Annotated in this window: 13 protein-coding genes; 3 read left to right on the forward strand and 10 right to left on the reverse strand. The window is 49.1% G+C overall.

The window, feature by feature from the left end:
• The 3 genes from GJR95_RS05950 to GJR95_RS05960 form a co-directional block, all read right to left on the reverse strand.
• Positions 1–874: tetratricopeptide repeat protein (locus GJR95_RS05950; RefSeq protein WP_198424812.1), on the reverse strand; the 874-nt coding region annotated here is incomplete at its 3' end.
• 113 nt (positions 875–987) lie between these two features.
• Complete coding sequence (locus GJR95_RS05955) at positions 988–1,983, reverse strand: lipid A deacylase LpxR family protein (RefSeq protein WP_162385003.1); 996 nt, start codon at positions 1,981–1,983, stop codon at positions 988–990.
• Positions 1,984–2,132: 149 nt separating this feature from the next.
• Positions 2,133–4,331 carry a S9 family peptidase gene (locus tag GJR95_RS05960; RefSeq protein WP_162391597.1) on the reverse strand — a complete coding sequence of 733 codons (2,199 nt, stop codon included), beginning with the start codon at positions 4,329–4,331 and terminating at the stop codon, positions 2,133–2,135.
• Between the two features lie 335 nt (positions 4,332–4,666).
• On the opposite strand from GJR95_RS05960, the gene GJR95_RS05965 reads away from it, so the two are divergent.
• Together GJR95_RS05965 and GJR95_RS05970 are read left to right on the forward strand one after the other, a co-directional pair.
• The gene (locus GJR95_RS05965; RefSeq protein WP_162391598.1) at positions 4,667–7,807 is read left to right on the forward strand and encodes a SusC/RagA family TonB-linked outer membrane protein; all 3,141 of its coding nucleotides are present in this window, start codon (positions 4,667–4,669) and stop codon (positions 7,805–7,807) included.
• 2 nt (positions 7,808–7,809) lie between these two features.
• Positions 7,810–9,120, forward strand: coding sequence for a RagB/SusD family nutrient uptake outer membrane protein (locus GJR95_RS05970; protein ID WP_162385004.1), 1,311 nt, complete (start codon positions 7,810–7,812; stop codon positions 9,118–9,120).
• Between the two features lie 72 nt (positions 9,121–9,192).
• Here the strand turns inward: GJR95_RS05970 and GJR95_RS05975 are convergent, their stop codons facing one another.
• The 3 genes from GJR95_RS05975 to GJR95_RS05985 form a co-directional block, all read right to left on the reverse strand.
• On the reverse strand, positions 9,193–10,257 hold the full coding sequence (locus GJR95_RS05975) for a Gfo/Idh/MocA family protein (RefSeq protein WP_162385005.1): 1,065 nt from the start codon (positions 10,255–10,257) through the stop codon (positions 9,193–9,195).
• A 267-nt stretch (positions 10,258–10,524) separates the two neighbouring features.
• A complete protein-coding gene (locus tag GJR95_RS05980) occupies positions 10,525–11,556 on the reverse strand; it encodes a galactitol-1-phosphate 5-dehydrogenase (RefSeq protein WP_162385006.1) in 1,032 nt (343 codons plus the stop codon).
• Between the two features lie 66 nt (positions 11,557–11,622).
• A complete protein-coding gene (locus GJR95_RS05985) occupies positions 11,623–13,212 on the reverse strand; it encodes an McrB family protein (protein WP_162385007.1) in 1,590 nt (529 codons plus the stop codon).
• Between the two features lie 164 nt (positions 13,213–13,376).
• Between GJR95_RS05985 and GJR95_RS05990 the strand changes: the two genes are divergently transcribed.
• Positions 13,377–14,243 carry a hypothetical protein gene (locus tag GJR95_RS05990; RefSeq protein ID WP_162385008.1) on the forward strand — a complete coding sequence of 289 codons (867 nt, stop codon included), beginning with the start codon at positions 13,377–13,379 and terminating at the stop codon, positions 14,241–14,243.
• On the opposite strand, the gene thrA is transcribed toward GJR95_RS05990, so the two are convergent.
• The 4 genes from thrA to GJR95_RS06010 all read right to left on the reverse strand — a co-directional run bounded on the left by thrA (position 14,244) and on the right by GJR95_RS06010 (position 19,954).
• Positions 14,244–16,715, reverse strand: a complete 2,472-nt coding sequence (gene thrA / locus GJR95_RS05995) for a bifunctional aspartate kinase/homoserine dehydrogenase I (RefSeq protein ID WP_162385009.1) — start codon at positions 16,713–16,715, stop codon at positions 14,244–14,246. It lies immediately after the preceding gene.
• Positions 16,716–16,920: 205 nt separating this feature from the next.
• A complete protein-coding gene (locus tag GJR95_RS06000; RefSeq protein ID WP_162385010.1) occupies positions 16,921–17,415 on the reverse strand; it encodes a DUF4126 family protein in 495 nt (164 codons plus the stop codon).
• Positions 17,416–17,582: 167 nt separating this feature from the next.
• Entirely contained in the window at positions 17,583–19,556 is a 1,974-nt protein-coding gene (locus GJR95_RS06005; protein ID WP_162385011.1) for a glycoside hydrolase family 97 protein, read from the reverse strand.
• Complete coding sequence (locus tag GJR95_RS06010; RefSeq protein WP_162385012.1) at positions 19,556–19,954, reverse strand: nuclear transport factor 2 family protein; 399 nt, start codon at positions 19,952–19,954, stop codon at positions 19,556–19,558. The genes GJR95_RS06005 and GJR95_RS06010 overlap by 1 nt, the downstream gene beginning before the upstream one ends.
• Positions 19,955–20,126: the final 172 nt, after the last annotated feature.

Here is a 20,126-nt window from a genome sequence, read left to right on the forward strand (position 1 = left end):
AGCAGCTTACACCAGTTATGAGTCGCTGACTCAGGCCGTCAAGGCTATCCTGGCTGAATTTGGCACCAAGTACACTATCCGATTTACTCAAAATCATTCTATAATTAATTCCGTCTGAGTACTTAGTAGTGAAGAACATATAGCTGATCCAAAGCGTCAACGCCTGTACGATGGCCAGCAACCAACCTTTCTTTGGTTCGAGAAAGCCAATGGTAGCAGCTGCAACGGCTGCCAGCAAATAAGGCAGGTGAACAACCGTCGCTTTTTTGATCACTACTAATAGGATTGCACTGTTGACTAAAATAAGTATGACATGGCTCAAAAATTTGCGGTCAAAAAACGCTCTTTGTAACGAACTAGCCGAAGATTTTGTCGTCTCGGCGGCTTTTCGGATCGTGGCTGCACGTTCCAGATCATGCTGTGCTTCATCGCTTTGCCGGAGTTGCTGACGAGTCAGCCCACGCCATTGGTAGGGAGCTGCCAGTTCACCTTTTGAATGAAAGACCGCTTTGTCAAACTCCAGGAATGCCGTTTTATAGTCGCGCTGATCATACAGAATCTGCCCCATTTCCAGGTGCAGTTCAGCCACCGTGTCGTCGTAGCTTTCGCCTGTCTTTAAGGCATTTACAGCAGCGGGCACATTTCCTAAAGCACGATAACAGCGGGCTAAATACAGATAGGCGATACTTGACTTAGGTTCAGTCTTGATATGCCGGGTAAAGTACTCAAGTGCATCGCTGAACTGCCCATTCGTATACAACCTGACTCCAACCTGCACGACTTCGAGTTCTTTCTCGGATTCGTTTCGAAGGTCAGCGTAGTAGCGCAGATAAATGATATAACCAATTATAGCAGCTGTTACGAGTATTTCCATAGGTCAGCAAAACTGGGCATCTCAGGTAAGTTCAATTACCCTACTGAACCAGTCAACGTTTGGTTAACACTAAACGGTCTAAAAGGAACAACATACCGGCGCTGACTGGCTTATCATCTGCCACAACGAAACAGCAAATTTAACCGGCCCCATTGGTGATCCAAAGCATTTTTAAATTCGCTGGTCCGCAGCGACTGTGTGAATGAAAGCTGTGTATTTTTATAGGCAATAACACCCCCAAAGTCAATCTGGCCCAGAAAGTGTTTCAGTTCAACGGCCGGGAGCGCATAGTAATTATGTACCCCATTAAACCAGCCTCCCTGAAGCAGTGAGTTATCGAGTACCGCCCGAAATGATGTTCCCAGAGTTGCATAGAATTGCACCCGTCGCCGTGAACGGCCCGCAGGAGGGTCATATAACCCATTAGCGTTCTGGAAGTAGTCATTGAACAGTCCTATGCGTATCAAGGTGCCCATACTGGCGTAATTACTGAGCATACCAATGTTCGCATCCACCCGGCCGATAAGGTCGAACACGGGCGTAACCTGCGGAACAAGCCGGGCTTCGTAACCAACGAAATAGCTAATTGCCGGATCGTTCTGCATCTGTGTGCCCCATCCCTGCGGCTCCTTAAAATTCTCGGCCAGATGAAATCCCTTTTGTACTTCAGCGGCTCCGCTCAGTGGACCTATAACACCTACAATGAGCTTTGACGTTAGCTTACGACCACTTACGGCATCGCTCGTAACCAGCCCCCACGACAGATAGAGATAACCCGCATAGGGACGATCATTCGGATAAAGAGGTCGGTCACGAACCGCTAAATTACGGGGGGTATAAATTTCCTGACCTACTCCAAAATCATACTGGTAGTCGTATCGGCGATCCGGTTTGGACGTTAATTTCAGTAAGGCATACTGAGTCGGCCATTTTTGAAAACCGTTGCTGAGTAGTTTTAAGTGAATGCCGTTGGTGTAATACCGGTCAGACGTGTTTTTAGTCCGGAGTTGAAATGCGTCATTGTCCCACGCTACCTGAAAGTAACTGCCGGTAGACAAACTGTCGACAAATGACACCGATTGGGCCAATCCACCGACAGTTTTTATCAACAGGAAACATAGCAAAGTTATCTGCAGGAATCGCGGCACAAGTGTATGTACGTATTCAAACGCTAGTTGGGATTGGCAAATATACTCAAATTACAATAATCAGTAACTTTAAGTATTCTATAATCCCAAAAAACAAATTAAATGACAAACTAATTGATCCCAGCGCCTTTCAGATTGGTTTCCAGATAGGTTGTGTATTGCTGATAAAGCAGCAGCTGCGTGCCCGAACTGTAGGCCACACCGTGTGCACCAGGCGGGTATATGCGCAGGTCGGCATCCTTTCCTGCGTCTTCGAGTGCATTCATGAGCTGGAATGTGTTGCGCACATGTACGTTCTCGTCCATAGTCGAGTGAGCGATGAACATCTTTCCGGCCAGGTTTTTGGCGTAGGTAGACACCGCACTAACTTTATACTTGTCGTCATTTTCCGGCAGTACACCCATATAACGTTCCGTATAAATGGAGTCATAAAGCCGCCAGTCGGTAACGGGGGCTCCTACGAGCGCAACCTTGAATACGCCGGGGTGGGTGAGCATGGTGTAGCTGCTGGTATAGCCACCATAGCTATGCCCCCGAATGGCCAGTCGGCTACCGTCAACCCACGATTGCCGGGCAAGCCAGGCTGCGGTTTCGGCGAAATCCAGACTTTCATATTTACCTAACTTTTCATAGACAACCTTCTCAAAATCACGACCGTAGCCTCCGCTCCCCCGATTATTGACGCTTACTACGATATAACCCGTCTGAGCCAGCCACTGATGCCAGCCCGTTGTGGCAAAATCATTATAAACCGACTGGGCGCCCGGTCCACCGTAAATGTCCACGACGACCGGATATTTTTTAGTCGCATCAAAATCAAGCGGTTTGATGATCGAAATATCGATTGCCTGACCATCAGAAGTGGTAAATGTAGTCAGCTCTTTGGGCGCATAGACATGACTGGCCACGTAATCAGCTACCTTTTTATTGGTCTCCAGTGCTTTGATAAGCTGGCCTTTCGTGTCGCGTAGTTCAACCTGCGTTGGTGTCTGTACGTTCGAATATCGATCGATATAATACTGACCATTGGGCGAGAAATTGACGGTATGACGCCCCGCAACTGTTGTTAGGCGACGTTTATTTTTACCGTCCAGATCGGCAACAAACAGGTGCCGTTCCAGTGGCGACACTTCCGTTGACGTGAAATAGACCTTTTTCGCTTTCGGGTCAATATGGTGAAGGTAGGTTACCCCCCATTTTCCGCTGGTAACAGCATTGAGTAGTTTACCCGTATAATCATACCGGTAGAGGTGCGAAAATCCATCGCGGTCCGATACCCAATAAAACTCCTGAACACCCGCCGGGAAATACAGTAAATGGTTGATGCCCGCAAAGAAGTCAAAAACATCGATCCAGGTCGTTGATTTTTCTTCCAGAATCGGTTTAGCCTCGCCGGTACGGGCGTTTGTCATGAACAGCTGCATGTGGTTTTGCTTACGGTTCAGATGCAGAACGGCGAGCTGGCCTTCCAGGTTAGTCCAATAGATGCGTGGAATGTATCCGTCGCCCAAATCGACCTTCATCCATTGCTTTGTTTTATTGGCAATCTCAATGACACCGATGCGAACCGTCGGATTTTTATCGCCCACGCGCGGATAAGGCAATGAATCGAATTTCTCGTCAAAGCCCTTATAATCAGTCAGCTTATAGATTGGCACTTCGCGTTCATCCGATTGCCAGAAAGCAATAAATTTGCTATCGGGCGACCATTCCCATGCCTGCGCCAGGCCAAACTCTTCTTCGTAGGCCCACCCAAAACGACCGTTATAGAACGCTGGTTTAGCATCATCCGTCAGCTGCGTTTCTTTCTGGGTAACAAAGTCAAACACAAACAGATTGCCACCCCGCTCATAGCCTACTTTCTGGCCATCAGGTGCCAGCTCGGCCGTTTGTGCATCTTTCGCGACAAGTTTCAGGCTCTTGTCGGCCACTGCATAGACGTAGTAATCCGACACGCCCGACCGCCGGTATACGGGCCGAAAATTGGTCTGAAACAGGATATTTTTCGAGTCTTTCGACCATTGGAATGAGCCGTAGGTAAAAGGCTTGTCGGTTTCAGGGAATTTAAGCTGGCTACCATCGAAAACGACCTCCTCCTTCTGATCTTTTGGCGACAGGGTTTTGATAACACTTTGTCCGTCGATGAACGAGAACTTATTGCCCCCTTCGATCCAGTTCACACTGCGCGGGCCGTTCGACCCAGTAAGCTGCCCGGTTGCCTGGAGCGCCTGCTGAAGCCCAGCATACCGCTGTTTGGTTTGTGAATTGGCCGTTTGAGCTGCTAGGGTCCAATTCAGTAAGACAGCCATGCAGAAGAGCCAGCTGGCTTTGGTACGAGTGATCATGCGTCTGTTGACTTAATTGAAAACACCAAAGCTACTGAAAAATGGTTTTCGTAAAGCAGTTCGCACTTGCTTACAGGTAAGTCTTAAGGTAGCGTTTTGACAGGAATTAACTGTATTAAAAAGCGGACATAGAACACACTGAGCGGCTTTTGCTATAATTTGGATGAGCGGTAATTGAGCAAAATAATTTATAAGTATATTTCGCACTTTGGCAAATCTTTTTAATTGTATTAACTAACTACTACTTACCTATGACTAACAGGTACTCACCCGTTGGCTATAGCTTCCAGAAAGTTTGGATGCTATGGCTTACCCTGTTACTATGCGCGAATGCTTTTGCGCAGAACACACGTTACACGATTAAAGGCCATGTCACGGATCCAGAGAAACAGCCACTTCCTGGAACAACCGTCGCTATTGTTGGCACAACGCTCGGTACAACGACCGATGCCGACGGCGATTTCACGCTTACTGTAACACTCAAACCAGGGCCGGTAACAATCGCTTTCTCGGCCATCGGCTACGAAACGCTACGAAAACCAATCTCACTCGGTAACGCTGAACAAGTTACGGCCGATGCAGAGTTAGCTGCGGCCACTACCAACCTGGATGAGGTTGTGGTGACTGGCTCAACCTTATCGGCCCCCAAACGTGAACTGGGGAATGCGATCAGCACAATCAAAGGATCAGACCTGCAACAGAGTGGTTCGGCTAATCTGATCAACTCATTGCAGGGGAAAGTGCCGGGCGCACAGATTACGCAGAACTCCGGCGACCCGGCCGGCGGTATCAGCATCCGGCTACGCGGGATTAAGTCGCTGGTTGGCTCGTCTGACCCGCTCTACGTTGTCGATGGTGTTATTGTGAGTAATGCCAGTACCAATGTGTCGCAAATTGCCCTATCAAACGATGCAGGAAATGCAAACGTTGGGCAGAATCGCCTGTCGGATATTAACCCCGACGATATTGCTACACTGAACGTGATCAATGGTGCGGCTGCGGCTGCTCAGTATGGTTCACGAGCGGCCAATGGTGTTGTGATTATTACCACGAAACGCGGGCAGAGCGGTAAAGCGCAGGTAACGTTCTCGACATCGTTTACCATTAACGAACTTCGAAAAGGTGTACCTGTCAATACCTATGGAAAGCAGTTTGGTTTTGCTGCGCTCCGGCTCTATCCCATCGGTGGAATTACGGCGGCTCAGGTTGCATCCAACCCCGGTACAACCATAACGGATATTTACCGCGATGGTGCTTACACCTCACTAGCCACCAATCTGGTCGATGTACAACGCTACAATTATTTCGATCAGATTTTCCGGACGGGTTACGGCACGGATAATAATCTATCTGTTTCGGGTGGTCGCGATAACACTCAGTTCTACGTATCGCTTGGTTATCTGAAAAACGAGGGAATCATTAAAGGTACTGATTTCACCCGCTATAACCTCCGCGCCCGTGTTGATCAGCGGTTAACGAACTGGGCTAAACTGTCGGTAGGATTAAGTTATGCCAACAGCCTTTCTAATGAGAAAGCCAATGGTAACGTGTTCTATAGCCCGATTAACTCGGTCAACATCACCAACAACATCTACGACATCACCAAGCGTGATGCTGCCGGAAATTTGCAGGCCGTTGAACCAACCCGCGTGAACCCACTGTCGACTATCGAAGATATGAAGTTTTCGCAATCAGTGAGCCGCACGATCAATAGCTTTCAGTTGAATCTGACACCGCTTAAAGGCCTTACTGTCGATTATATTGCGGGTGTAGATGTCTATTCGCAGTTCGGTAAAAACTATATTCGTCCGTATCCGTATCAGGCCATTGCCGGTCTTCCGGCCGCTCGCTATCCGCTTGGTTTTGCGGCTACTGCTACCAATCAGGTGCTGCAATTCAACAACGATCTGAACGCACAGTATGAGCGGCAATTCAGCGATAAATTCAAACTGAACGCGGCTATTGGGTATAGCTACCAGTATTTTCAATCGGATTATTCGATCAACAGTGGCCAAAACCTGACTCCCTTCATCGAAACAGTAAGTGGTGCCAGCAACACAACCTATCAGGTTCGTTATGACCTGGATCGGTACAGTTTGAGCGGGTTATTTGCTCAGGCTACCTTAGGTTTCCGGAATCTGGCCTTCATCACCGGGGCTGTCCGTCGCGATCAGTCATCGAAGTTCTCGCCAAGCCAGACAAATCAGTACTATCCAAAAGTGAGTGGTTCATTCATCGTCTCGGATCTTGATTTCTGGAAGAATCTTTCGTTTAGCAATACCTTCAACAGCCTGAAGCTGAGGGCCAGCTATGGCGAAGCCGGTAACCTGTCTGGCATTGGTTCTTACGCTCGTTTCTACCAGTTTAGCCCAGTTGGTTTTCTTGGCAGGAATACCATTACGCCCGGCACTCAATTAGCCAACCCAGATGTACAACCCGAGCGTATGGCCGAACTTGAAGGCGGAATTGATCTGGCTTTCCTAAGTGGTCGGATTGGCCTGGGAATAACCGCCTATAGTCAGAAAATCAGCAGCCTGGTTGTAAACCGGACTGTGGCACCCACAACGGGCGGAACGAGTATTGTCAATAACGTAGGGTCTATGGAAAACAAAGGGTTTGAGATCGTTCTGGATGTCAATCCCGTCAAAACGAAAGACCTGAACTGGGATTTTACCGTTATCTACAACCATAACCGAAACAAGGTGCTGGACCTGGGTGGCCAGCCGATCATTAATCCCGATGCATCATCGGCCTCGGGTACACCTGTCAACCTGATTGTTGGTCAGCCCGTTGGTGTTTTCTACGGAAGTGCTTATGCACGCAATACAGATGGCTCATTCATACTTTCGCCGTCGGGCTTCCCGCAGTCAGAACGGGCTACAGGACAGGCGAATGGAGCTATTGCTTACGTACCCGCTCGTAATTCTGACGGTTCGGTAGACGTAAGTAAGCCAACGGCCAACGTCATTATCGGAAATCCGAATCCAAAATGGACTGGCTCGTTCAGCACGAATCTATCGTACAAAAAGCTGAACCTGCATATTCTGCTGGACGCCGTTCAGGGTGTCGACGTCTTTAATGCCGATAAACGGACACGTCAGGGTGTAGGATTGGGTGAATATGCCGAACAGGAATTGCGGGGTACGCTAAAACGTGGTTACATTTTTGGCATTTACAATACGCAGGAATTTCGCGTTGATCCGGGTTCATACACCAAACTACGTGAGGTATCGATCAGCTATACATTACCTCCGCTGGTTAAAGGGATTAGCCGCTTAACTGTGGCCGTGGTAGGCCGTAATCTGTATTCGTGGGATAAATACACCGGTTTCGACCCCGAAACGAATGCCGGTGGCAACAACGATTTGCTACGAGGCATCGACTTCGGAAACGTCCCCATTCCACGTACGTATCAACTTAAACTGTCTGCGACATTTTAATCATGAAAAAACTTCACATACCCATTCTTGTGGTTAGTCTGCTTCTAACGCAGGCTGCCTGCAACCAGCAATATTTGAACCCAAGCACCATCAGTCAGTCGCAGGCAGTCAGTTCGCCCGATGGGCTGATGACACTTTGCAACGGACTGCAATACCGCTATACAACCGGTGGCGCGTTGAGCGTACTTTATGCCAGCACCGCCGGTGGTGGCCTGACTACCCGCGAAGATTTCGTATTGAACGTTGGAAATGCCGACGAAGCGAATCTCGCCCTGGGTGCCAGTAACGTTAACAACATCAATAGCGTTGTCCGTAACCTCTGGACACAGAGCCATTTAGTACGATCGAACGCGGAACTGATCCTGGCGAATATTAGTGTAGTTAATGACGCTGGTACAAAAAGCGGGATTGTTGCCTATGCATCGATCTTCAGGGCCTTATCGCTTGGCACACTGGGGTTGTTTTTTGAACAGTCGCCGATTACAACGGGCAATAATGCGGCCTTCGTTCCCAGGGCGCAGGTGTTTAAAGAAGCCATCAATACCCTTGAAGCAGCCGCAACGCAGGTAGCTTCAGCGCCTGTTTCGGCGGACTTTACGAGTAAAGTTGTAACGGGAATTGACCTGACTAACACCATTCAGGCCCTGATTGCCCGCTATGCGCTGTTTTCAGGCGATTATGACAAAGCACTGGCTGCTGCGGCCAAAGTTGACTTAACAAAAAAGTCAATCTATAACTTTGACGATAATACCCGTAATCCGCTGTTTGAATACACCTTTGGTAATCTGAACGTGTTTCAACCTACCAATGCAAGCCTCGGCCTGACCGGTGCATTAGCTCCTGATGCCAATGATAAACGAATTGCTTTTTTAACGAAAGTCAGTTCTAATCCGGCGGTTGCCCCTGTCATTGCCACTGCTTTTTATACGGCAAACAATGCGGCTGTTCCCGTCTATTTACCCGGTGAGATGCTGCTGATTCAGGCGGAAGCGTATGCCCGGAAAGGCGATTTGGCGAATGCGGTGACTCAGTTGAACAGAGTCCTTACCAAAACGGCTGCGACAGATGCATTCGGGCTTGGTGCCGCATTACCTGCCTATACCGGTGCCCAAACCGCCGACGCCATTCTGACCGAGATTTATCGGAATCGTCAAATTGAGCTGGCTTTTCAGGGTTTCAGACTCGAAGATAGTCGCCGGTTTAGTCGGCCAGGGCCAGGCACCGCCGGAGCCGAGCGAAATCGAAACTTCTTCCCGTATCCCCTGACAGAACGCAACAATAATACAGCGACTCCAGTTGATCCGGCAATTTAAGAAAAAGTAGTACGAAGGGACTAAACGGGAAGCGGGGAAGGGGCATAACCCTTTCCCGCTTCCCGTTCTTTTTTACATCTTCACGGGCAAACCCGTGCGTGTCGATTCGTAAATAGCCTGAAAGAGGGCAACTACCTTTCGGCCATCTTCTCCCGTTACCGAGGGGGGCCGATTCTCGCGAATGGCATCGCGGAATTCGGCAATCTGGAGCCCGAAGTAATAAACTGTTGCGTCGATGGTGTTAAAGAAAGCGGTGTCTTCTTCGATGAATTGCGCCAATTGATTCTCTTCGCCGGGCACTGTCCAGAGGTCATTGACGGGTGGATCGGTAATACTCGACATACCGGCAATGAACAAAGCGCCACCGTCGGTCTGAACACCTACCGACGCGCCGTTTTCACCGTGAACGTGAACCTTCCCAAAAATGCCGGGCTTCTGCGAATTACTCACGATGATATTTCCCAGCCCACCATTTTTAAACTTGATGATGGCAAGGGCCGTATCATCTACTTCAATGTATGGGTGGTTCAGGTTGCGCCATACTCCATACACTTCGTCAATCTCGCCCATGTACCATAGAAGCAGATCCAACTGGTGTGGCGCCTGATTGACCAGAACACCTCCGCCTTCATCAGCCCAGGTTCCTCGCCAGGCATCGCTTTGGTAATAGGCTTCGCTTCGCCAGCCGAGCATCTGAACCGTTCCGAGTACCGGCTTTCCTATTTTCCCTTCGTCAATAGCCCGGCGAATTCGCTCACTGGGTTCGTAGAAACGGCGCTGGCTGATAACACCAAGGTACCGGTTATTGCGGTTAGCGGCTTCGATCATTGCGTCACAATCCTCGAGCGACGACGCAAGCGGCTTTTCGACCAATACGTGTGAACCCGCGTTGAGAGCTGCCACCGTAGGTTCGCGATGGGCTGGGTGTGTGGTACAAACCAGGCATAGATCGACATTCTCACGGTCGACCATATCGTATATGTCGCTGTAGGCGCGGATGCCGTATTGGTTGGCAAAATCTTCTGCTTTTTGATAGGTCCGCCCATAGACAGCAACCAATTTAGTGTCGGGCGTTTGCAAAACGGCTTTGGCATGAAGGTGAGCCACTTTACCAGGGCCGATAATGGCGATATTCATAATAGCGATTTGTTAACTTTCAATAGTACGGCTTTTGCATACCATGCGAAACTGCTCCATCAATACTATCTAAATGAATGCAATTGCCACATATCTACTGATTTGTTTTTCACTAATTGATGCATAAGCTCAAACAAAGCCAGAAACACGAACTATTGCTTCAACGAGTTTAACCGAAAAATCCGGTGATTATATAAAACACGAAAGCCGGGCCAAACCGTTGCTGATCTGTACCCGGCTATCATCGAGTGGTGTCCGAAACAGTGATTAGGGCTTCAGAACCACTTTAATCAGCCCTTTTTCTTTATCATAGAGCCGCCGAAACCAGTCAGCCCCTTCTTCGAGAGGAACCTCCGCACTAAGAATAGCTTCGACATTCATGCGTCCCGATGAAATCAGGGCCAGTGCGGCTTCATATTCCCCATTGATGGCACAGGAGCCCTGCAACCTCAACTGCCGGGTTACCACAGCCTGCAATGGAATTTCGACTGTTGGCGCCAGATTTCCGACCAGCGTTACGGTCGCTCCTTTCCGCACACAATCGATGGCTGTTTTGACGGTTGGGCCAGCCCCTACTACCTCAAAAGACACATCGGCTCCGCGCCCATTGGTGAGTGCCTGAACCTGGTTGGCCATGTCGCCACTCCGGGCATTGAGCGTATGCGTAGCACCCAGTGTTTTGGCCAGGGCCAATCGGTCGTCGTCCAGATCAATAGCGATGATGGAGCCGCAACCGGCCAGTTTAAGCACCTGAATAACGAACAGCCCGATCATGCCCGCCCCAACAACAACGGCCGAATCATTAACCTGAATTGGCGTAAGGCTAACCGCATGCAGCGCAACCGCAACGGGTTCGACCAGCGCGGCCTGCGTGAAGGACACATTATCGGGAATGGCATACAGAATATGCTGTGGAACAGCCACATATTCAGCAAAAGCACCCTGCCGTTTAAAATCCGGTGTAGACACGCCAACGACTTCACGGCCATCGCTGAGATTATATATACCCCGACGGCTATACCAGTCATCGAGGACATATACGGTTGAATCAAACGTAACACGGTCGCCAGTCGCCCAATTGTGTACATCGGCACCTACTTCGGCAATAATACCCGACGCTTCGTGGCCCATAACGATGGGTGGAATGCGTCGGCCACTGCTACCGTCCATGCCGTGAACATCGGAACCACAGATGCCCACCGCCTGAACCCGTACCAATACTTCATTGGGCCCAACCGTCGGCTTAGGCACGTCCTGTAGATCGAACTGATTGTATTCGGTTAAAACGAGTGCTTTCATACATCATGCGAACGTCCAGTCCGCTTTTTATAACTAACGACTAAAGCAGATATCCCGTCTGCGTTACTATTTCTGATAAATTTTAATGAACGCATCGACCGATACCTGTTCATAATCGCCCCGCTGTAAATGGGGGTTTATTTCGTAGGTAATGACCTCATCGACCGAATCGGGCATTTCACCAAATAATTTTGTAGCCGTCGATGCCGTGTATTTCTTCTTCACCCAGACCAGTCGCTGATCGGGATCTTTGCCCCAGGCTGGATTATCGCCCAGAACCAGTTGAATTTTTGCCCAATCGTTGAAAAAATATTCCTGCAACAGCGGAATAATTCGATCCCGAAAGGCATCGCAGAGATCTTTATGCGTCGCTACAGTTGTCAGATACGCATGGCCGATCTGGTGATCGCGATCAAGGAGGTATTCAATCCGTTCGTTTATCGTTCGAAGTAATTGTGCTAAATCGACGCCATCTACAATACGCAGGACCGTTGGATCAGGTGTCATTTCCCGGAAGGCAAACCGTCGACGCAACGCAATGTCCAGCAGGGCTATCGAACGGTCAGTTGTGTTCATCGTTCCAACCACAAACAGATTAAGGGGCACCCCAAACCGTTCCTGCGAGTAGGGCAATGTCAGCCATAATTCATTCTCGGCCCCAAGCCGTTTGTCGGCTTCGAGGAGCGTGATCAAATCGCCGAATACGCTGGCAACATTGGCCCGGTTCACTTCATCGATAAGCAGATAATGGGCCGGAGCCTGCCGGAGCCGACGGGTTCGATTTTCGGGTGTATCGTTCAGGCAATCGGCCAGTGTAGCGTAACCGGCCAGATGAATCGCCGACAGGCACGCTTTATGAAAAATACCTCTGCGGATTCGGTAACTGATCTGCCCATTGATCACTTCCGGCCGGATTCCCTCGACGAACTCCTCGTAGCTATAGGATGGATGGAAGGTGATCAGGCTCGAATTCTCTTTTTGTAAATACGGCTGTAAGGCAAAGGTTTTTCCCGTACCCGGTGGCCCGAACAAAATCAGGTTATGCGGCCGATTGGGCAAATCCGGGCTGGTTTCATAACCGGCTTCGGGTTCTTCCACAGCATGACCATTCATTCCCCGTTCGCCGAGCGTAGGATCATCGGCGAGCCGAATAAGATCGCTCAAAAATGCTTCATCTTCGGCCGCCCGGTACACATCGGCATTATGCCGGGCCGAATGCGGTCCTCGTTTAGTACTCTCAACGAGTTCGAGCAGGCAATCTTCCCAACACGTTCGGAGTGTTGGCTGATACAGCAAATGAACGTTTGACTGCCCTACAACAACCCCCAGGTAATCCGATTTTTCGGTAATGGGTTCAAAGACGAGTTCTTCGATGCTTTTCAGGCGATCCTGGCATGATTTCTTTACCGTCAGATGATATTCGACCTCACCCCTACGCGGTTTCTGGATACGCAGCGCCTGAAAAAAGTTGATATCGGCCGAAATAACGCCCTTTTCGCGTCGACCCGGCGAAAAAGCCAGCCGCGCGTCACCATTGGGCAGGTTAATAATATCGATTAACTCCTTTAGCAAGCCAAAGAAACGCCGAACCGCTTCGGAATGACCGATAGCGCGGATATTTTCGATAAGTGGTTGCTGATGAGTTTCTGTTAGCACGTGACTACAACGATTTTCTTCTTTTTTGGTGTCCTAAAGTATAGCAATAAGTCGTTCTCTCAAAACAACGCTATAACCTGTTGCGAAGCTACAATTTTTTAAGCGTACACCTTAGGTAAGACTATTGTAGAACTATACATTTGCTATTGCTTATCCAGCTACATATGAAAACTAAATTTATACTAATTTCTCTAATCGTAGCAGCTTTGCTGGCAGGAGTGAATGCCTGTAAATCTGAGGAGAACCCGGTTATTGCTACCTGCCGCCTGAGCAATACAAGCGATCAGCTTGTAGAATCCACCGGCCAATTGACTGATGAGCTAAAACGAACTTTCGCCTATAACAAGGAGACGTTGGTATCCATAGCCGAAAAATCAAAAAATCTGGATGCCACCTTTACCGTAACTTTTACTGATTCCCGCATTACATCGGCCACAAATGGCCAGGATGTTATTACCCTGACTTATGGATCAGCCACAATGCCAGCAAGTTCGACGTTCAGCCGGGGCGGGAAAGTGATGTCTACGTTTGCGATGGAGTATAATACATCGGGGCGTATGACTAAAATCACGGAAAACCGGCAGGTGTTACCAACCAATTCGCTGACCAAGCAACGGGTCTATACCTTCAGTTACGATACCAACGGAAACCTGACCAACGAACGTGCCCAATTCACACTAAATGATGGATCTGCAACTCAGCAGGAAACGGAGTATGTATTCGATACGAGGCCTTCGCCCTATAAACGTTTTGCTGAACTGCCTTTGCTGACGGTTGTGGCACTGAGTCAGACTGTTGAAACGCGACCAGGCCGCTTCTGGCAAATCAATACCCCGCTCTCCCTGAAGGCTTATAACCTGACTGCTACAGGCAGCCGGTCGAACCTCCGCGAATCATCGACCTTCACGCCCGTGTTTGACACCGATAACAAGCTAACGAGTCAGGACCAGAACGCATTGCTCTATCAGTCAAGCGTTCCTGATCCGGTGACGAAGAAAAACAAACAGACGTTTATCTATCAGTGTGACTAATTACGCCAAATAACTCCCGATACTGACCACATCGGCAAACACTCCCGAAGCCGTTACTTCAGCACCAGCACCAGGGCCTTTTATTACCAGCGGGCGCTCTTTGTAGCGTTCCGTCGTGAACGACACAATATTATCGGCCCCGGTTAACTGATAGAACGGGTGATCAATTCCTACTGGCCGCAGACCAATGGTTGCTTTGTTATTCTCAAAAATAGCCACAAACCGGAGTTTTTCGCTTTTTGATTCAGCTTCTACAAGCAGGTTCTCAAAGTAAGCGTTGTTGCGTTCCAACTCCTCGAAAAAGGCGGGAATAGTAGGCGCGTCGAGACACGACTGTGGAAGCAGATTCGTGATCGTTACGTCCTCAGGCTCGAGCGGAAAACCGGCCTCACGGGCCAGAATGAGAATTTTTCGGGCTACATCCAGGCCACTCAGGTCATCGCGGGGATCGGGTTCGGTATAGCCTTTTTCTTTGGCTTCCCGGACTACATCAGCAAATGAAATACCGGGCCGGAACGTATTGAAAATGAACGATAATGTACCGGACAGAATGGCTTCAATTTTCAGGAAGCGGTCGCCCGCTGTCATCAGGCCCTGCACGGTATTGATGATCGGCAATCCGGCCCCAACATTGGTCTCATAGAGAAATTTGACACCCCGGTTGAGGGCCGTTCGCTGTAATCGTCGGTATTCGGCATACGGGCCGGAATTAGCCACTTTGTTGGGCGTTACGACCGAAATGTTGGCATCTAACAACGACTCATAAAACTGCACGATATCCTTATCCGACGTGCAGTCGATAAACACTGAGTTAGGTAGGTTATAATCTTGAATTTTCTCCACAAAAGCGGGTAGCGAGGTGGTTACCCCTTCGGTCAATAGCCGTTCTCGCCATTCATCGAGGGCAATGCCTTTGGGATCGAGGAGCATTTTCTTGGTATTGGTCATGCCCACGACACACACCTTCAGGAGCTTTTCGGTACGCAAAAATTCGAACTGATTGAAAATCTGTTTCAGCAGGGTTTTACCGATCAGACCCGTACCGACCAGATACAGGTTCAGCACCCGCGCTTCAGACTGAAAGAAGATGTTATGCAGGGAGTTAAGGGCTTTCGAGAGGTTATTTTTGTTGATAACGACCGAAATATTAATCTCCGACGAACCCTGCGCAACGGCCACAATGTTGACCCCGTTTTTACCCAGTACCGAAAACAGTTTCCCGGCAATCCCAGAGCTTTTCTTCATGCCTTCACCCACGGTAGCAATTACCGATAGGTCGCGCTCAATGACGATATTGTCGATATGGCCATGCGCAATTTCGGTAGCAAACTCATCGTCGAGGATCGTTTTCACATTTTCGGCACCGCGCGGATCGATTGCAAAACAGATCGAGTGTTCGGATGAAGCCTGTGAGATCAGAATCACGCTGATTTTGTGCGCTGCCAGCACCCCAAACAACTTCGCCGACACACCCGCAACACCGATCATACCCGACCCCTGCACGTTCACCAGAGCGATGTCGTCGATACTCGAAATGCCGGTAATGGTATATTGCCGCCGTTCGGCAGTACGGCTAACCACCGTGCCGCTGTGCGTTGGATTAAAGGTGTTCAGTACCCGAATTGGAATGTTCCGGGCAAAAGCGGGTTGCAGGCTGGGCGGATAAATTACCTTCGCCCCAAAATGCGACAGCTCCATCGCTTCGGCATACGTAATGGTCGGAATATTGAATGCATTGGGCACTTTCCTCGGATCGGCCGTCATCATCCCATCGACATCGGTCCAGATGTCGATGATGTCGGCGTTCAGGGCTGCTCCAAGGATACTGGCGGTGTAGTCGGAGCCACCCCGGCCGAGGGTTGTTGTTTCGTTCTTTTCGGTCGAGCCAATAAATCCCGTTACCATTTGCACTGGAGCGCCGGCCCGGTCATTCGTTTTGGCGAAATGCTCAAGAATCAGTTGATTCGTAAGGTTATAGTTTACCTCCGCCTGCCCAAATTGTGCATTGGTTTTAATAATCGTACGGGCATCGCAAAACTGCGCTGGAATACCACGGCTTTTTACACATTCGGTAATGACCGTTGTGGATAAGCGTTCGCCAAAACTGGTGATGAGATCATGGGTACGAAGCGTCAGTTCCCGGATGAGCGACACGCCCCGCAGTAAATCTTCCAGTTCATTGATAATGCCCCGAATATGGGCAAATACTTTACTCTGTTCTTTTACGGGAATCAGCGCTTTAATGACATTGAAGTGTCGATCTTCAATTCGCCGAACTAATTCCATGTAATCGGTTTCACCGGTGGTAGCCATCCGGCCAATTTCAATGAGCTGGTTTGTTATACCCCCCATTGCCGAAAACACAACCGTTATCTGATCGCCATTTTGGCGGTGATTGTCAATAATCTGGATAACCTGTTTGATACTTTCGACAGTGCCAACCGACGTACCGCCAAATTTCAGAACCTGCATAAAATAATGAATAATGGAGAATGGAGAATGAATAACAGGTTCATGCACAGGATTCATTGTACATTAGCCATCATTCATTTAAAGTAGCTGTTGATGAAGGTAGTTTTGGGAGGGCAAAGATAAGAGGGTGAGCAGACTTTTAGACGATTTTAACAGAAAAGGCGCATCACTGATGCGCCTTTTCTGTTAGGAATAGGGCGATAAGCTACGCTTCTTCATGAATGGAATGGTCCGGTTTCATCAGTTGCCAGCTTGTTCCAATCGCAATTGCATCTTCAGCCAGCGCAACCAATGGGTCGGGCAAGCCCTGCTCATGCGTGAGCCAGTGACGGATATGAAAGAACGCTACCGTACCGATCACTGCGCCCAAACCGCCAATGAGAGCACCACAGGCTACCGATTCGCCCTCGATCTCGCTAAACGCAGCTCCCGACAAAGCACCAGACAACACCCTGCCAATGAATTGGGGAGGCACAATACGGTCGGGTGCGTTCGGCACTTTATCCCCAACCAGTTCGCCCCCGGCCAGTAATTTCAATACGGTAGCCGTTGTCGGTGAAGTCAGAAAATGGAGTTTTGAGTTGGCCAGTCCTCCTGGTTGGTCATGCGCTAGTTTATGGCTGATAAAAGCAGGTGCCATCATACTGCGCATTCCTGCAACAATACCTATCTGTAAGGTCTCTAAATACATTCGATTCATGGTCTCTTTTGCGTTGAGTGGAGGTTTTCGGTACTTTGATGTGAACCCGTGCCACGGTTCCAAACCGTGGCACGGGTTCACATCAAAATACCGAAAACCCGAATTATGTAATCAAAACAGTCACAGCAGCCCTTTGTTTGATTCCGTAGTTGCTGGCTTGCTTTACTTTATTGCTTGCGTAATCGCATCACATGCCCACCTCCCGCTGCTAATTTAAGGGTCAGTACATCTTTGCGGCTAACCATACTACTTTGTTGTGTCAGGTGGTTTGGGTTCTGGGCAACGTCGGGAGCATCAGCGTAAAAATCAGCTCTATAATTTCCTTCAGGCAGGAAATCCAGGTTAACCGTCATAGTTCGAGCAGTTGAGTTGGTAATGCTTCCGATAAACCAATCGGTCCCGCTTCGTCGGGCAATAGACACATATTGACTTACTTCAGCGGCCAGAACGCGGATTTCGTCCCAGGTGGTTGGCACCTGTTGCAGAAAATCGAATCCTGGTTGCCCTTTGTAAGCATCCGGATAATCGGCTACCATACCCAGATAGCTTTCGAGCACGACATACATAGCTAAGTGGTGACAACGGGTGCCAAACATCATGGGTCGGATGTAATGAACCCGAAACTGGTCCGCTGGTACGGCCCGGAACCCGCCCAGGTGCATATCCGTTGCTCCGGCCAGCATTCGCGTGAAGGGGAAATTAATGTCGTGGTCGGGCGTGACGAGTGTATCCCATTTGTTCACTTCGTAGTTGAGCGTACCCTCCCGCGTCAGTTCATTCGGATAGGTCCGGTGCATGCCCGTTGGTTTGTAAGCACCGTGAAACTGAACGTGCAGTTTATGCTCGGCCGCTTTTTGCAGAATCCGCTCCTGAATATTCACCATTTCCTGATCGTCGCGATCCATAAAATCGACCATCATGCCCTTAATACCCCATCGTTCATATTGAGCAAATACGGAGTCGATACGCGGATATAGAGCCGACCAGTATACCCACACCCGAATCCCGACACTCCGGCTTTTAGCGTAGTCGCAAATCTTCTGCATATCGAGCCCCGGCAGAGCTTTTGCCGGGTCAGCATTTGGTCCCGGTACGTAGTTAAAGCCGTCGCTCACGTACCACTCATGACCACCGTATTCAACAACCGAATGAAAATCGATGTGGTTATCGGCACAGAAATCGATGTAGTATTTATTGGTTTCGAAGTTATTGCCGGGCGCGAAATTAGTATCGGGCACAATGGTTCCGTTCCACCACGGGAACGTCGTTTTACCCGCTTTCAGCCACGACACATCCTTAATTCTGGAGGGTTCGTTCAGACTAGTCAGGATATTCGACTCAATCAGCGTTCCAACCCGGTCGCCGATGAGCAGTACCCGCCAGGGTGTCCGGTGCGGTAACGTCGCTTTTACCTTTACCTCTGTCTGGTTAGGCAATGGAGAAAGCTGGCTTGTCAGCAATCCATTTTTCCTGACCAGATACATGCCCGCGTAATCGCTGAGTGCGGCTTCTGTAATAGCCAGGTATTTTTTGTCAGGAAACTCAAACAGGGCTGGCATGTCCATCAGCGTGTCGTTCTTGATTTCACGGAGTGGAAGCGTCGTGTATAAACCCTCGTGCGACGTCGTAAAGTTGGCTCGAAATAAGGCCATAACGTTCGGATTCTGCGCCAGCCGGAACGTCGATTTTTCTTCGGTTAGCGTGTAGGCTGACCAGTTTGCCTGTTTGGGAAACTCATATCGAAAGGCCACGCCATCATCGAATAGGCGCACAAGAAGATCGAGTCGGCGTCTGGCTCCACTCTTTTCGCTCAATGGAATAATCGCTTCCTGGCAATAATTCTGGGCCGTTTTAACCTTACCAACAACCAGTTCGTAGGTTTCATCAATTGTCCGGACCACAGGTTTTGCCTGACTCAAATTTGGGCCAAACACATCGTTTCCCTGAAATATCAGGCTCAACTCCGAATCGTCGACAAGCGTTTTACCCTCAAACATCACCCGGTAAGTCGGTGCGGTTTTCGTTAGCACAAACGAGAAAACGATTCGACCGTTGGGTGACGTAAGGCGTAGGTTTCTTTGGGCCAGAACTGACACAGAAAAACCGTAAATCAACAGGAAAAATAAGGAAATCTGTTTCATTAAAACATCGTATTAGCGTTTGCAGACGTGCCTGGCACAAGCTGTAGAACATCCCAGTGTTCAACAATTTTACCGGCATCGTCAAAACGAAAAATGTCGATTCCGGCCCAATCCTCGATGCCCGTTCCATCGGCAGTAGGCCATTGCTGAAAACAGTGGAGTACCACTAAATTACCCTCTGCAATAGCCCGCTTTACGGTCATTCGTTTACCAGGATACGCCTTGTTCATCTGTTCAAAATAGGCAATAAAGCCCTCTTTGCCATCGGAAACCATTGGATTATGCTGAATGTATGTCTCTCCAACATACTTCGCAACGGCCTCTGCCGGCTTGCATTGATTAAACATAAGATCGTAGAAGCCAATAGCATTCCTCTTGTTTTGTTCCAGCTGATCCATAGTCCCGATTGGTATATGTCTTATAATCCAGATAAGTAATCTACCTGGCGTCGAAATTGTTACGACACCTTACCGATCTGGTATCCAAGGTAAACGAATTTTATTGGCGCGGGCAAAATCGTGTTTATACAGGTAAAGAAATCCAATTGGGAACCATCGCCGTAAGTCTACT

The sequence above is a fragment of the Spirosoma endbachense genome, assembly GCF_010233585.1.
Lineage (GTDB): Bacteria > Bacteroidota > Bacteroidia > Cytophagales > Spirosomataceae > Spirosoma > Spirosoma endbachense.

What these genes read in the sequence shown, in the direction of transcription:
- GJR95_RS05960 (WP_162391597.1), bottom strand. Translation starts at nt 4,331, where the DNA reads ATGGCTGTCTTACTGAATTGGACCCTAGCAGCTCAAACGGCCAATTCA.
- GJR95_RS05965 (WP_162391598.1), top strand. Translation starts at nt 4,667, where the DNA reads ATGCTATGGCTTACCCTGTTACTATGCGCGAATGCTTTTGCGCAGAAC.
- GJR95_RS05970 (WP_162385004.1), top strand. Translation starts at nt 7,810, where the DNA reads ATGAAAAAACTTCACATACCCATTCTTGTGGTTAGTCTGCTTCTAACG.
- GJR95_RS05975 (WP_162385005.1), bottom strand. Translation starts at nt 10,257, where the DNA reads ATGAATATCGCCATTATCGGCCCTGGTAAAGTGGCTCACCTTCATGCC.
- GJR95_RS05980 (WP_162385006.1), bottom strand. Translation starts at nt 11,556, where the DNA reads ATGAAAGCACTCGTTTTAACCGAATACAATCAGTTCGATCTACAGGAC.
- GJR95_RS05990 (WP_162385008.1), top strand. Translation starts at nt 13,377, where the DNA reads ATGAAAACTAAATTTATACTAATTTCTCTAATCGTAGCAGCTTTGCTG.
- thrA (WP_162385009.1), bottom strand. Translation starts at nt 16,715, where the DNA reads ATGCAGGTTCTGAAATTTGGCGGTACGTCGGTTGGCACTGTCGAAAGT.
- GJR95_RS06000 (WP_162385010.1), bottom strand. Translation starts at nt 17,415, where the DNA reads ATGAATCGAATGTATTTAGAGACCTTACAGATAGGTATTGTTGCAGGA.
- GJR95_RS06005 (WP_162385011.1), bottom strand. Translation starts at nt 19,556, where the DNA reads ATGAAACAGATTTCCTTATTTTTCCTGTTGATTTACGGTTTTTCTGTG.
- GJR95_RS06010 (WP_162385012.1), bottom strand. Translation starts at nt 19,954, where the DNA reads ATGGATCAGCTGGAACAAAACAAGAGGAATGCTATTGGCTTCTACGAT.